Origin of the sequence: Streptomyces sp. NPDC088747, from assembly GCF_044751025.1 — a bacterium.
In the GTDB taxonomy this organism is placed as follows: domain Bacteria; phylum Actinomycetota; class Actinomycetes; order Streptomycetales; family Streptomycetaceae; genus Streptomyces.
The window spans coordinates 710,978-724,908 of the sequence record NZ_JBIVKZ010000002.1 but is presented as its reverse complement, the minus strand read 5'-3'; the positions used below and the strand labels follow the sequence as shown (position 1 = coordinate 724,908).

Annotated in this window: 11 protein-coding genes, 1 tRNA gene and 1 other RNA gene; 8 read left to right on the top strand and 5 right to left on the bottom strand. The window is 69.7% G+C overall.

Going from position 1 to position 13,931, the window contains the following annotated elements; genetic code table 11:
- Positions 1-34 precede the first annotated feature (34 nt).
- The 4 genes from ACIP79_RS07780 to ffs form a co-directional block, all read right to left on the bottom strand.
- On the bottom strand, positions 35-2,551 hold the full coding sequence (locus ACIP79_RS07780) for a hypothetical protein (protein WP_401220623.1): 2,517 nt from the start codon (positions 2,549-2,551) through the stop codon (positions 35-37).
- A gap of 299 nt (positions 2,552-2,850) precedes the next feature.
- Positions 2,851-4,104, bottom strand: coding sequence for a phosphoribosylamine--glycine ligase (gene purD / locus ACIP79_RS07775; RefSeq protein ID WP_401220620.1), 1,254 nt, complete (start codon positions 4,102-4,104; stop codon positions 2,851-2,853).
- Between the two features lie 729 nt (positions 4,105-4,833).
- Positions 4,834-7,227 carry a DNA polymerase III subunit gamma and tau gene (locus tag ACIP79_RS07770; RefSeq protein ID WP_401220618.1) on the bottom strand — a complete coding sequence of 798 codons (2,394 nt, stop codon included), beginning with the start codon at positions 7,225-7,227 and terminating at the stop codon, positions 4,834-4,836.
- A gap of 107 nt (positions 7,228-7,334) precedes the next feature.
- An RNA gene (gene ffs / locus ACIP79_RS07765) (signal recognition particle sRNA small type) lies at positions 7,335-7,433 on the bottom strand.
- A gap of 71 nt (positions 7,434-7,504) precedes the next feature.
- Between ffs and ACIP79_RS07760 the strand changes: the two genes are divergently transcribed.
- The 5 genes from ACIP79_RS07760 to ACIP79_RS07740 all read left to right on the top strand — a co-directional run bounded on the left by ACIP79_RS07760 (position 7,505) and on the right by ACIP79_RS07740 (position 10,586).
- Positions 7,505-7,592, top strand: a tRNA-Ser gene (locus ACIP79_RS07760).
- Positions 7,593-8,100: 508 nt separating this feature from the next.
- Positions 8,101-9,180 carry a hypothetical protein gene (locus ACIP79_RS07755; protein WP_401220616.1) on the top strand — a complete coding sequence of 360 codons (1,080 nt, stop codon included), beginning with the start codon at positions 8,101-8,103 and terminating at the stop codon, positions 9,178-9,180.
- A 465-nt stretch (positions 9,181-9,645) separates the two neighbouring features.
- Complete coding sequence (locus ACIP79_RS07750; RefSeq protein ID WP_401220613.1) at positions 9,646-9,861, top strand: type II toxin-antitoxin system VapB family antitoxin; 216 nt, start codon at positions 9,646-9,648, stop codon at positions 9,859-9,861.
- On the top strand, positions 9,858-10,280 hold the full coding sequence (locus ACIP79_RS07745; RefSeq protein ID WP_401220610.1) for a PIN domain nuclease: 423 nt from the start codon (positions 9,858-9,860) through the stop codon (positions 10,278-10,280). Before ACIP79_RS07750 ends, ACIP79_RS07745 begins: the two co-directional genes overlap by 4 nt.
- Before the next feature lie 84 nt (positions 10,281-10,364).
- Entirely contained in the window at positions 10,365-10,586 is a 222-nt protein-coding gene (locus ACIP79_RS07740; protein ID WP_401220608.1) for a hypothetical protein, read from the top strand.
- 197 nt (positions 10,587-10,783) lie between these two features.
- On the opposite strand, the gene ACIP79_RS07735 is transcribed toward ACIP79_RS07740, so the two are convergent.
- A complete protein-coding gene (locus ACIP79_RS07735; protein WP_401220605.1) occupies positions 10,784-11,056 on the bottom strand; it encodes a hypothetical protein in 273 nt (90 codons plus the stop codon).
- Between the two features lie 133 nt (positions 11,057-11,189).
- Between ACIP79_RS07735 and ACIP79_RS07730 the strand changes: the two genes are divergently transcribed.
- The 3 genes from ACIP79_RS07730 (at position 11,190) to ACIP79_RS07720 (ending at position 13,709) form a co-directional block, all read left to right on the top strand.
- Positions 11,190-12,023, top strand: a complete 834-nt coding sequence (locus ACIP79_RS07730; protein ID WP_401220602.1) for a PIG-L family deacetylase — start codon at positions 11,190-11,192, stop codon at positions 12,021-12,023.
- A gap of 102 nt (positions 12,024-12,125) precedes the next feature.
- Positions 12,126-12,773, top strand: a complete 648-nt coding sequence (locus ACIP79_RS07725; protein WP_401220600.1) for a dihydrofolate reductase family protein — start codon at positions 12,126-12,128, stop codon at positions 12,771-12,773.
- Between the two features lie 153 nt (positions 12,774-12,926).
- Positions 12,927-13,709, top strand: coding sequence for a polysaccharide deacetylase family protein (locus ACIP79_RS07720; RefSeq protein ID WP_401220597.1), 783 nt, complete (start codon positions 12,927-12,929; stop codon positions 13,707-13,709).
- Positions 13,710-13,931: the final 222 nt, after the last annotated feature.

The following is a 13,931-nucleotide window of genomic DNA, read 5'->3' as shown; positions in this document are numbered from 1 at the left end:
GCAGGGTGTGCGGTGGAGCGGGCGGGCGCCGGCCTCAGATCAGGCGGACCGGTTTCTCGGGGCGGACGCCGAGGCGGCGGAGCCAGTCGCGGAGGGGGGCGGGGTCGCCCGTCTCGACGAGGGTGAGGACGCGGGGGCTCAGGTCGGCGGCGCGTTCGCCGTCGACGAGGAGCGAGGGGCCGTCGAGCCAGTCGAGGCCCGGCGCCGCTCCGGCCGTGTCCATCGCGGCGCAGCACACCATCGCCGTCACGTGGTCGGCCAACAGCTCGCGGCCGGTGCGCGGTGGCTGGAGCGGGAAGAGGGGTAGCGGTCCGTCGTCCCAGAAGGCCAGGTCGGGGCCCTGCTGCTCCGCGCCGCCCGCGGCAGGTCCGGACGTCAGGTCCGGCGCCGCCGCCTCTTCCCGTGCCACCTCCGCGCTGAGCCCCGCCGCGAGCGCAGCCGTCCGCTCGTTCCCGAGCGCGAACTCCGGGTCGTCCTCGTCTTCTTCGCCGAGGGGGAGGAGCAGTTCTTCGTCGGTGGGGAGGGCTGGGGTGGTGGGGAGGGCTGGGGTGGTGGGGAGGGGGGTTGGGTCCGGGTTGGTGGGGAGGGGGGTTGGGTCCGGGGTGGTGGGGAGGGGGGTTGGGTCCGGGGTGGTGGGGGGCGGGTTTGTGGCGGGGGGCGGGGTCGGGTGCGGCAGGGGGTCGGGGGTCGGGTGCGGGAGCTGGTTCGGGCTCGGGTTCGCGTCCGGGTTCGGGCTCGGGCTCGGGCTCGGGCTCGGGTTTGCTACCGGGTCGGGGTCTGGGTGCAGGCTCGCGTCCGCGTCCGGGCTCGGGTCCGTCGTCGACTCCGCGAACGGGGTCCGGTCCGAGGTCGGGTGCGGGTTTCGGTCCGAGGTCGGGTGCGAGTTCCCGTCCGACGTCGTCGGGTGCGGGTTCCCGTCCGAAGCCCGGTGCGGGTCCCCGTCCGAAGCCGGATGCGGGTCCCCGTCCGAAGCCGGATGCGGATCCCCGTCCGAGTCCGCGTGCGGCTCCCGCTCCGAGGGCAAAGCTCCGTCCGAGGGCAGGTCACGGCCGGAGAGCGGGGCCTGGCCCGCGGGTGACTCCCCGTCCGAGGGGAGGGCCCTGTCCGAGGGCGACTGCTGGTGCGGGCGCGGGTCGTCGCCCGAGCGTGGGTTCCGGGCCGGACCGGACGCTGCCGTGGCTCCGTCCCGCACGTCCACGCCGGCGTCCACGTCCGCGTCCTTGTCGTCGTCCGGGGACGCCGTCAGGTGGTTCATCACGCGGGCCAGCGTGGGGCCGCCCGAGTCGGGTGTGGCCGGGTTCGGGGCGTGCCGGACGCCCAGCGCGTCCAGGACACGGTGGAGACGGGCGGCGTCGGCGCGCCACTTGCGGTCGACGACCTCGTCCGGATAGTCCAGCCAGTCCACGGGCGCCCAGTCGGGCCCGGCCTCGGCGGGACCGCCGTGGAAGAGGCGGGCGGCGAGCAGCGAGGCGGCCTCGTCGACCGTGCCGGGCTCTTCGAGCAGGTCACAGGCAGGACGCTCGCCGAGCCGTGAGGTGAAGCCCTCGGCCAGCCGGTCCCGGCGGGACAGCTCGGTGAGGGCTGCGACAACCCCGGCGTCCAGCCGGGAGGGCCAGCGGCCCATCCGCCAGGCGGGCAGCGCGACCCGGGTCAGGAGCCGGTCCCAGCCCGCGTACGCCAGTCCCACCTGCTCCTGCGCGACGATCCGCAGGCCGTAGTCCACAGCCTGTGCACGCTCGGCCGCGGCGGCAGCCACCCCTCGCTCCATCTCGGCCGCGTGCCCCCGGCAGCTGCGCAACAGCAGACGGGTGATCCAGCCGACGCCGCCCAGGACCACGCGGGACAACGGGCCCCGGGTCGGCGCCGAAGCCACGGCCACGGCCGCGTCCAGCCCTCGTACGAAACGCCGGGCCGCGGCTATGTCGGGGTGCGCCGAGGGACCCGTACCCGCGACGACCGGGGCGAGGACCGCGCGCAGTTCACCGACGCGCATCCACCACAGGAAGGGGGAGCCGATGACGAGGACGGGAGCGGAGGGCGCCTGGCGGGAGCGCGTCGACAGCCCACGTACGCCTCTCGGGCTTCGCGCTCCTTCCGCCTCGCCCTTCTCACCTTTGCCCTCCGAAGCCGGCCGGCCGTGCGACAGGTGGGCGCGGTCCTCCAGCCAGCTGTCGCAGTCCGGGGTGAGCGCTATCGCCGAGGGGGCCGGGACGTCGAGTCGGTCCGCCAGGTCGCGGACCATGCGGTAGAGATCGGGCGCCGACTCCTCGGCGATGGCGACCGTGGGACTCACGGCGGGCCGCGCACGGGCGACGACCAGCGCGATGCCCGCGGCGGCGAGGAGCACCACGGCGGCGAGACCGGTCACGACCCAGCGGGTGGTGTCCCAGCCTTCGCCCGTGATGTGCCCGGTGGAGCCGCCGGCCACCAGGACGACGGCGACGGCCGCGGGCAGCAGGGCGACGGCCAGCGCCCTGCTGCGGATGCGCAGCACGGCCAGAGCCCGGGAGCGCGCGGACTGCGCGCCCACCTCCACACCCATACCTGTCACGACCGGTCCTCACCCCCTACGGTCCGCTCGGCGCGGGCTGTCCCACAGCCCGCGTCGGCGGATGTCCTGGCGTTCCTCACTCCCCCACTGTGGCACCCGCCACCGACATCGCAATGCCGGTGGGCCAAGTGCCGGAACGCTTTCGCCGCACCCTAGTTGGGGCCTCGGCCCCCGTCAGCCGGATAAGGGATCGGTCACTCGATGGAATGGCTCTGGGGAAAGGTGCATGACGGTGGGCAAGGATCGGGCCCCGGATTCCGTCTGGAATCCGGGGCCCGGAGAACCGCGCTGACCAGGCTTTACGCTTCTGCCGCCGCCTTCGCCGCGATGTCCGTGCGGTGCTGCGAACCGTCCAGCCGGATGCGGCCGACCGCCTCGTACGCGCGTTCGCGTGCCTGGGTGAGATCGGTGCCGGTCGCCGTGACGGAGAGCACCCGGCCGCCCGCGCTGACGACCGCCTCGCCGTCGTGCCTGGTCCCGGCGTGCAGGACGTACGCGTGCGGGGCGTCCTGGGCGGCCACCTCGTCGAGGCCGGTGATCGGGTCGCCGGTGCGCGGGGTGTCGGGGTAGTTGTGCGAGGCGATGACCACGGTGACGGCCGCGGCGTCGCTCCAGCGCAGGGGTTCCAGATCGGCGAGGGTGCCGTTCGCCGAGGCCAGCAGCACCCCGGCGAGGGGCGTCTTCAGACGGGCCAGGACCACCTGGGTCTCGGGGTCGCCGAAACGGGCGTTGAACTCGATGACCCGTACGCCTCGACCGGTGATCGCCAGGCCGGCGTAGAGGAGGCCGGAGAACGGGGTGCCGCGGCGGCGCAGTTCGTCGACGGTCGGCTGCAGAACGGTCTGCATGACCTCCTCGACGAGCTTGGGGTCGGCCCAGGGCAGCGGTGAGTACGCGCCCATGCCGCCGGTGTTCGGACCCTCGTCGCCGTCCAGCGCGCGCTTGAAGTCCTGGGCGGGCTGGAGCGGGACCACGGTCTCGCCGTCCGTGATGGCGAAGAGGGAGACCTCGGGGCCGTCGAGGAACTCCTCGATGACGACGCGGTCGCAGGCGTTGGCGTGGTCACGGGCCTTCGCGAGGTCGTCGGTCACGACAACGCCCTTGCCGGCCGCGAGTCCGTCGTCCTTCACGACGTACGGGGCTCCGAAGGCGTCGAGCGCCTCCTCGACCTCGTCCGGTGTCGTACAGACGTACGAGCGCGCCGTCGGGACGCCCGCCACCGCCATCACGTCCTTGGCGAAGGCCTTGGAACCCTCCAGCTCCGCGGCCTCCTTGGAGGGGCCGAAGCAGGGGATGCCCGCCGCGCGCACCGCGTCGGCGACCCCCGCGACAAGCGGGGCCTCCGGGCCCACGATCACCAGCTCGGCGCCGAGCTCAGTGGCCAGCGAGGCCACGGCCGCACCGTCGAGGGCGTCGACCGCGTGCGGCTCGGCCACCTCCGCGATGCCTGCGTTCCCGGGGGCGCAGTACAGGGCGGTGACGTCGGGGTCGAGGGACAGGGAACGGCACAGGGCGTGCTCGCGGGCGCCGCTACCGATGACAAGGACCTTCACGGGGTCAGCCTAACCGCCGGGAGCGGGTTCCTTTGTGGGGGCTGCCGAGGGAGGGGGTGCGGGGGGATGGTGGGTTCCTCCAACGCCGTGGCGGGCGGCGGGTCTTTCGGGGTTCCGGATAGGGGACTTGCCTTCACGGGTGCCGGAAGGGACGGCTTGCCTTTATGGGTGCCTGGGTTCCGGAGGGGGCGGCTTGCCTGCATGGGTGCCTGGCAGCCTGGGTGCCTGAGCGGGGCGGCTTGCGCTCAGCTGTGTGTGGGGGGCGGGGGCTCGTACTCGCCGGGCGGCCTGGATAGGCGACTCGCCCCGCCGGGTGACCCGGTTACGGGACTCGTACTCGCCGGGTGACCGGACCGGCGGCTCGCCCGCCAGGTGCCCAGACAGGCGGCTTGCCCCGACAGGTGTCCGGACGCGCCGCTCGCCTCGGCAGGTGTCCGGACGAGTGACTCGTACTCTCCGGGGCGGCCCGGATGAGCGACCCGTACCAGCCGGGTGGCCTGGGTGGCGACGCGTACTCGGACGGGGGACTCGCACCCCCGGGCGTCCGGACGCCCGGGGCGCTCCCGCCGGGTGCCCGAACCGGCGGCTCACCCGCCAGATGTCCGAATGGACGACTCGCACTCGCGCGGGGACCTGTTCGAGGACCCGTCCGGATACCCGGACGTGCGCAAACGTCCCACCGAGCGTCCGGACACGCGGCCCGCCCCCGCCACGTCGTCCCGCTTCCCGCTACTCGTTCGAGAACTCCTCCACCACCGTGGCCCCCAGTTCGCGGACGATCAGGTCGTATCCGGAGAGGGCCGACTCGACGAGGTCGGGGTCGTCGTCCTCGGGGATGTCGTCCTCGGGGGCGACCGGGGGCGGCGGCTCGGGCGCCGCGGGAGTGAAGGCCCGGGTGGGTTCCGCGGGAGCCTGGCTCGCGGAGGGGCCCGGCGAAGCAGTGGGTCCCGGAGCCGGGGACGAGTGCTGCTGAGGTGCGGGGCGCGGCGGCGTCGGTGCCCCGCCGTAACCGCCGCCGAACCCGGGGCCGCCACCCGGAGCGGGAGGGGGCGAGCCGCCACCGGGGCCACCCTGCCCGCCCGAGCCACCCGAGGTGTCGACGATCGATTCGATCTTCCACTGGACGTTGAACTGCTCGGCCAGCGCCTGCCGCAGCACTTCCTCGCTGCCGCTGCTGGCGAAGTTGTCCCGGGCGCCCGCGTTGACGAAGCCGATCTGCAGCGTCGTCCCGTCGAATCCGCTCACCTGCGCGTTCTGGCTGAGGAGGATCCAGGTGAACCGGCGACGGTTCTTCACCGCTTCCAGGATGTTCGGCCACAGCATGCGGGGGTCGGGTCCGCCGCCCGTGGGAGCCGCGAAACCGGCGGCGGGAGCGGGTGCGGGAGCCCCGGCGGACGGCGCCGACGCCGGTGTCGCGGGCGCGGACGCCGCGGGCTGCCCCCCGCCCGTGGGCGCCGCCGTAGGCCAACCGCCGGGACGCCGACCACTGCCTGCGGCCGTAGGGGTCGGCCAGGAACCGGGCGCGGCGCCCGACGGAGCGGAGGCCGCGGGCGGAACGGCGGGGGCCGGGGTGGGAGTGTGCGGAGCCTGCGGCGGCGCGGCCACGGGAGGCGCGGCCGCAGCAGGTGCGACTGCGGGAGGCACGGCTCCAGGAGTGGTGGCTACCGGAGGTGTGGTTACTGGAGGTGTGGGAGAAGCGGCCGCAGGAGCCGAGGGGCTAGCTGCCGGGCCGCCCGAGTCGGCGACCGGCCCGCCTCCCGCCCCACGCGCCGCGGCCCGAGCCGCAGCGACCCCACCCCCGGGGAGAACTACCGCCCCCGCCGACGAAACAGGACCCTCACCTTGGCCAGGCCCAGCCCCCACCCCCTGCGCATGATGCCCCTGCCCATACCCCTGTCCATGCGCGTCGGTGGCCGCCCCAGGCACGTACCCCATGGCAGGGGCACCCCCGCCCCCGGAGAAGTTCACCCCGCGCTCGACGCGGTCCAGCCGGGCCATGAGGGACCGCTCGTCCCCGTACGCGGCGGGAAGGAGCACGCGCGCGCAGATGAGTTCGATCTGAAGTCGCGGCGAGGTGGCACCGCGCATCTCCGTCAGCCCTTCGTTGACGAGATCGGCGGCCCGGCTCAGCTCGGCGGCGCCGAAGACGCCCGCCTGGGCCTGCATCCGCTCCACCACGTCGACGGGAGCGTCGATGAGCCCCTTCTCGGCGGCGTCGGGCACGGCAGCGAGGATCACGAGATCCCGCAACCGCTCCAGCAGGTCGGCGACGAACCGCCTCGGGTCGTTACCGCCCTCGATGATCCGGTCCACGACCTCGAAGGCCGCGGCGCCGTCCCCCGCGGCGAAGGCCTCGACGACCGAGTCGAGCAGCGAGCCGTCCGTGTACCCGAGCAGCGAGGTGGCCATGGCGTACGTCACACCAGCCTCGCCCGCGCCCGCGAGCAGCTGGTCCATGACGGACATGGAGTCACGCACGGACCCGGCACCGGCCCGCACCACCAGCGGCAGCACCCCCTCCGCCACGGGAATGCCCTCCTGTCCACAGACCTCGCCGAGGTACTCCCGAAGGGTCCCCGGGGGCACGAGCCGGAACGGGTAGTGGTGGGTACGCGACCGGATCGTCCCGATGACCTTCTCGGGTTCGGTGGTCGCGAAGATGAACTTGAGATGCTCGGGCGGCTCTTCGACGACCTTCAGCAGCGCGTTGAAACCGGCCGACGTGACCATGTGGGCCTCGTCGATGATGTAGATCTTGTACCGACTGCCGGCCGGCCCGAAGAAGGCCTTCTCGCGCAGGTCACGGGCGTCGTCGACACCACCGTGCGACGCGGCGTCGATCTCGATGACGTCGATCGAACCCGGCCCGTTCCTCGCCAGGTCACGGCACGACTGGCACTCCCCGCACGGCGTCGGCGTGGGCCCCTGCTCGCAGTTCAGACAGCGGGCCAGAATCCGCGCGCTCGTGGTCTTCCCGCATCCGCGCGGACCGCTGAACAGGTACGCGTGATTGACCCGGTTGTTCCGCAGCGCCTGCTGCAACGGGTCGGTGACATGCTCCTGCCCGATGACCTCGGCGAACGACTCCGGGCGATAACGGCGGTACAGCGCGAGAGACGACACGCGTACGAGGTTATAGGCGCCCACTGACAACAGGGACCGCCCGGAAGCCGACCCCGCCCCCACACCCGTACACGCCCCCCGCCCACACCCCTCAACCACGGGATGCAAACGCAAGCGCCCCCCACGCACCCGCCAGAGCCAACCTACCCTTGCTGCCTTCCGGCCCTGGGGGAGTTCAGTCAGATAGCGCCACGTGAGGGGCTCCGCACAGAGTACAGGAACCTGCCGGTGGGAACGAGTTCGCGAGCACTCCTCAACGTCTTGTATTGTTTGCCGCGGAGGATTCGCCTAGTGGCCTAGGGCGCACGCTTGGAAAGCGTGTTGGGGGCAACCCCTCACGAGTTCGAATCTCGTATCCTCCGCCAGTGCCTCACCGGGCACTAACGTCGAAGGGCCCCACCGCGAGGTGGGGCCCTTCGACGTGTCCGGTGGCCTCCACCACGATCCGACCGTCATCAGCAGCACCGCACTGCTCCAGTACCTTCGAGACTGCGGCGGGTGGGCCGTCGGTCGGGACAAGCCGTCGCCCGCCTACCAGTTGGCGCTCGCCGCCGGTCCGTACCGCCAGGATCCACTCCTCGTCGCCTGCACTCCTTCTCACTGTTGGCAGCCGCATCATCACCACCGGAACACGCGATCGGGCCTCTCGACGAGGCCGATGCTGCCCTCAACGAACCCCGCACCTGGTGGACATCGGCCTCAGCGGCCTCCCATTCGCCTCCCCCTCCGACGGCGAAGACAACCTGCTGCGAAGGCGCGCCGAAGAAGCCCTGGACGCGTACCTTCACGGCCACTTCTTTGCGTACCACCTGGCCTCGAGTCAGTCAGCACCTGCGCCGGGACCTCAGCGTCGGTACAAACATAGTTCACTCAATGGGGCTGGATTCCAGCAGAAATCCCTGGAGTTCAACTACCGCGCCCCATGATTTTTTCACAGGGCCGATCTGGCGGCGTGAGAGGAAACCCATGCGCGATGTCTTCACACTCATCACTGAAAGAGTTGCGATTGACTGGGGCGTGGAGCCCATCTGTGCACACGTCGGCGATGTTCAACTATGTGAAATCAAAAACCATCCCACGTATCAGGTGTTGCGGAGCAAAGTTCGACTTGGTAGATCGAAATCCGTGGCAAGCGTGCGCCTCTGGGAGTCGGTGAGCACTTTGGCGAAAGAAAGTGGCCAACAGGAGAGGGATAAATGGTTGATGATCCTACTGGATCTACTGACTCCGCACTTTGGTAGATGGTCGAGAGAGCTGGCACGAAAATGGAATTACGAGGTCTCTGACATCAGGTCTGCGATGATGGAAGGAGCGCTGGACGCATGGTTTTCCATGCCAGGAGGCACGCCTGCCAAGGAGCTCCTCGACACCATGATGACTCGCGCGTTCACTGGCGCTCGCGGCCTGGTGGAAGCCGGAAGCTCGGAAACGTGTGCGGCAAGGGCGGAGTACTTGGCTGACGCTGCGCACGACGAAGATGCCACACTGCGCGCATCGGTAATCATTGATGCCAGAACAGTGCAGGATCCGGATGCCGACGAGAGAATTCGCGGTGAGCGCACGGGAGCTCTGCTGCAACGAATGGGAGTCTTCGACCACGTCAAAATCCTGCACGAAAAACTCCGCAGCGGTCGCCGCGACGAGGTAGACGCTCCCGCAATAACTCCCGCACAGGTGGGACGATCTTGGGTGAACGGGAAAAATCTTTACTATCGGATTTCCGATCTCCTGCCGCAGTATGTTGGCTTCAGTGAGGCGGCCAATATCGCTGGTCTTTCAGAATCGCAAGCATCTAGGATGGCAAGGAAGGGCACCCTCCCATTCAGAGTACTCTGGATTGGAAATAGGCGGTTCGTGTCAGTCAAGTCACTTATGCACATCTTGGGCATCCAGGACTCCATCGTGCATCCCGATGATGTGGAGAATGGGGCTTTTCATGTCGGCGGACAATAGCGAATAAACAAATAAATGTGTTGCCCACACCATGAACGACATCAACGCCGACCTGGCAACTTGCTCCGCCAGCGGCATCGTGTCAGCTGCTGACCTACCGCGTCGCCGACACCGCCTGACGCCACGGACGGGTGCGCAGCGCGCCGCGAGCTTCGCCCCCATCGGCGCGACGCGGCACCACCGCCATCCACTCATCGAACACGTCCGTCGGCGCCGGTGCGGGCGTCGCCGGCGCACACGTCGCCACCTCGGGCGACCGATTCGCACGGACTCACCTCGGCAACCTGGAGGTCGACCTACACGACCCGCACCACCTCGGCGCCTGGTGCCACCTGCACCAGGCGGAACGCGTCTTTACCCCACCCCACCGTGGGGGACGCCTGCGTAGGACCCGGTGGTCGGCAAGACACTCATGACACCTCCTGAGATATACTTAGCCCCACATTTGATATACAGGAGGTCGACATGAGTCGGACGGTTATCGACCTGGACGATGAACTGGTCGCGGACGTCGCGAAAGCCCTCGGGACGAGCACCAAGAAGGAGACCGTCAACACCGCTCTTCGCGAGGTGTTGGAGAGTCGACGTCGCGCCCTGGCTCTCGCCCGGCTGCGGGCCGCGGCGGACGATGGCGCATTTGATCTGGAGCTGTTCGAGAACAAGGGGAACTACCGCCGGTGAACGCGGCCCAGTTCCTGATCGACACCAGCGCGCTCGCGCGGTTCATGCGCGGGGAAGCGGAGCAGTACGGCTGGGACCAGGCCGCCGCGGCTGGGCTCATCGCGACCTGCCCCATTACGGAGCTCGAGTTCTTCTACAGCGCACGGTCGGCCGCCGATCGAGCGGACGGCATCGAGGACATGCGGCTGATCTTCGGCTGGGTTTCCGTCGACGACCGCGCCTACGATCGCGCCTGGCACGTCCAGGAAGCCCTCACCAAGCAGGGGAAACACCGGAGCGCGGGAGCAATCGATCTGGTCGTCGCCGCAACCGCTGAGCTGCAAGGGCTCACCCTGCTTCATCGCGATCACGACTTCGAGTGCATCGCCGCAGTGACCGGACAAGCCCTCCAGTGGTACGGCCCGGAGCACGGCAAATAGTCTGGCGGTGGTTGCAGTTCCGGCGCGGCAGCGCAACTGTCGTCTCCTGGGACGTACTTCCAGACAGCGGCTTTCTGTCCTGTCGTGGCAGTGACGCTCATAGCGGGTGGTCGTCATCAGCGCCGAACAGGGCGCAGCATCGTCAATCCGGACAGGCCTGTACGCGTGGGCGATGTCCTGCTCCCCGAAGGGCCACCCCGCAAGAGCAAGCGGGTGGCAGGCCGGATCTATCTCTTCCTTGGTTGGTTCCTGGTGCTGGGCGGGGTCATCAACCTGGTCAACGGCATCCGGGCAGCGCGCAGTTAGCCATGATCACTACACGGGCTACGCGCGTGACTCGCGCTCGTGTCGTGGCAGCTGTTGATGTCTGACACCGATGACTTTGGATGCAGGCAGCCTTCAACGATCGCACCCGCCCGTGCGGGAGAGTGCGGGAGCACTGCGAGGCTGCTTGGAGGGGCGCTCGACCGAAGTCCCAGGTCGCGGCGGGCCCTCTGGTTCGCTCAGGGCGACGGTGTGAAGCCGGCGGACTCGTCGAGGTGGTACGGGGGGCCTGGAGCTGTGGGTGTCCAGCCGTCGCGGAGGGCCTGTTGAATGGTTCGGGCTACGTCGGATGGCAGTACGGGCTTGGCCTCGCGTCCGAACCAGTTGCTCGCGTGCGGCTGGTTGGTGGTGACCACGAGTGTTGTCCCGGTGGCGTCCGTGTGCTCGACCGCGAAGCGGGAACAGGCGGTCCGGTCTGGGCGGTTGTAGGGGTTGAGGGAGCGGTGCCGCACGGGCGGGGGATACGGGGGCCACGAGGTCGTCCGGCTCGTGAGGCTCCCGGACCGGGGCATGGGCCCTGCATCGCGGGCGGTGCAACCGCCAGGTTACGTGGACCGAGACTTACTTCCGCTGGAGGACTTTTTCATGACTGACCGGCCTTTGACGCTCATGGCAGTGCACGCCCACCCCGACGACGAGGCCACCGGAACCGGAGGGGTTCTCGCGCGGTATGCGGCGGAAGGCATTCGGACGGTTCTGGTGACGTGTACCGACGGGGGTTGCGGTGATGGGCCGGGGGGTGTCAAGCCGGGTGATCCCGGGCACGATCCGGCGGCGGTCGCCCTGATGCGACGTAGAGAACTTGAGGCGAGCTGTGAGGTCCTGAAGGTCAGCGATCTGGAGATGCTGGACTACGCCGACTCCGGGATGGCCGGCTGGCCGACCAACGATGCCCCGGGGTCCTTCTGGCAGACCCCCGTGGAGGAGGGCGCGGCCCGACTCGCGGAACTCATGCGGCACTACCGGCCCGATGTGGTCGTGACCTACGACGAGAACGGTTTCTACGGTCACCCCGACCACATCCAGGCCCACCGGATCACGATGGCGGCGCTGGAGATGACCGACCTCGCACCGAAGGTGTACTGGACGACGATGCCCCGCTCGATGATGCGGCGGTTCGGGGAGATCATGCGCGAGTTCAACGAGGACATGCCGGAGCCGGATCCTGCCGAGGCCGCCGCGATGGCCGAGATCGGTCTCCCGGACGATGAGATCACCACGTGGGTGGACACGACCGGGTTCAGTGGTCAGAAGTTCGACGCGTTGGCCGCGCACGCCAGCCAGGGCGAGAACATCTTCTTCCTCAAGATGGGCAAGGAGAAATTCGGCGAGTTGATGGGCATGGAGACCTTCCTGCGTGTCCAGGACTCCACCGGCGCGGCCGTACCCGAGAACGATCTCTTCGCGGGACTGCGCTGATCCGCCGCCCCGGCCGACCCCGGGTGTCGGCGTTGCGATGAGTCCGGCGGTGGCTGGGGGTCTACCTCTCGACCGAGGCACACGAATCGTCGGGAGTACGACATGGGACTCATTCACGTGGAGATGTTCGCAACGCTCGACCTCGTCGGGCAGGCGCCCGGCGGGCCCGAGGAGGATCCGGCGGGGTTTCCGTTCGGTGGGTGGCAGGCGCCGCTGATGGACGAGGTCGCCGGGGCGCAGGTCGGTGCGGCGTACGAGGGGACGGACGCGCTGCTGCTGGGCCGGCGGACGTACGACATCTTCGCCGCCTACTGGCCGCACCAGGAGGGTGGCGAGGACAACGAGATCGCCAGGCTCTTCAACAGCGTGCCGAAGTACGTGGCCTCCCGCGGCAAGCCCGACCTGCCGTGGGCCGGGTCCACGCTGCTCGGCCCGGATCTGCCCGACGCGGTGCGTGAGATCCGTGACCGGCATGAGCACGTGAAGGTCGTCGGGAGTCTGGATCTGGTGCAGACCCTCCTGCGCGAGAAGCTCTTCGACCGTCTCGACCTCTGGGTGCACCCCATCGTGCTCGGTGTCGGGAAGAAGGTGTTCGACGGCGGCGCGGTGCCCACGAACCTCACCCTCCTCGAACCGCCGGCCACCAGCCCCAAGGGCACCGTCCACCTGCGCTACGGGCTCGCCGACGGCACTCCCGGGACGGGGGACATGAGCGCGCCCGATCGCGGTCTCGGACGCGACGCCGGGTAGCGGACCAGGGCGCGGCCCGCCCCTCCTGACCGCCGGCCGACCGCGCCCACGCCCCACCACAGAGCAGAAACACGCTTCGCTGTCACAAACCCGGGACCGATCCGGTCAGCCACTCGGCGCTCGTCCGCCGTTGGCTCGGACCAGATCTCGGGAGTGAGTTTTTTGAAAGGCAGAGTACGGCTGGGGATACCCGCTGCCCTGGCGGTATTGACGGCCGTGGCCGTCGTCGTCGACGTCGCGACGTTCTCACTGGAAACGGTCTCCCCGCGTGACGCGCGGGACCGGGCGTCGGAGGATTCCGCGACACCTCCGGAAACGGCGCCGGGAGACGTCGACTGCCGGCAGGCGAAATGCCTCGCCCTGACGTTCGACGGCAATCCCGGCGAGCCGACCGACAGGCTCCTCGACCTCCTGGACCAGTACGGGGCGCCCTCCACCTTCTTCCTCGAAGGCAGAAAAATTCACGAACATCCGGAGGTGGTACGCCGTATCGCGGACGAAGGACATGAACTGGGTAACCACACGTGGACGCACGCCCGGCTGACCGAGATCTCCGATGCGCGCGTCCGTGACGAACTGAACCGCACGGGAGAGGCGATCACGGGTCTCACCGGCAGGAGGCCCACGCTGATGCGACCGCCCGAGGGCCGGACCGACGACCGGGTCTCCAGGGTCACCGAGGAGCTGGGGCTGGCGCAGATCCTGTGGACGGTCACCGCGAAGGACTACCGGACGACGGACTCGGCTCTGATAACCGAGCGGGTTCTCGACGGGGCCGACCGGGACGGAATCATTCTTCTCCACCCGCTGCGCAAGGGCACCGTCCCCGCGATGCCACGGATTCTGCGGGAACTCACGGCGCGGGGATACTCCTTCGTCACCGTGTCCCAGCTTCTGCGCCCGGCCACGGCCCAGCCCGGAAAGATATACCGGTGACCGTCCGGACGGCGCTCCGCCGGTGCCGGAGCATTCCGTCGGAACGGCTCGGAACGGCTCGGAAGGGTCTCGTACTGCGCGAACTCGCCGACCAGTTCGGCACCGTGGCCCTTTCGCGGGCGCGTTCCCCGGCTCGGAGCCGATGGCCTTCGGCCGGTGGATCTTCGCCGGCTCCACCCGCCCGTGGCCGTCCGGGGTGCGCAGCATCGCGACGTCCTGCCG

Coding starts and splice junctions, on each gene's coding strand:
- ACIP79_RS07755 (WP_401220616.1), top strand. CDS start 8,101: ATGGGGCTGGATTCCAGCAGAAATCCCTGGAGTTCAACTACCGCGCCC.
- ACIP79_RS07750 (WP_401220613.1), top strand. CDS start 9,646: ATGAGTCGGACGGTTATCGACCTGGACGATGAACTGGTCGCGGACGTC.
- ACIP79_RS07730 (WP_401220602.1), top strand. CDS start 11,190: ATGACTGACCGGCCTTTGACGCTCATGGCAGTGCACGCCCACCCCGAC.
- ACIP79_RS07725 (WP_401220600.1), top strand. CDS start 12,126: ATGGGACTCATTCACGTGGAGATGTTCGCAACGCTCGACCTCGTCGGG.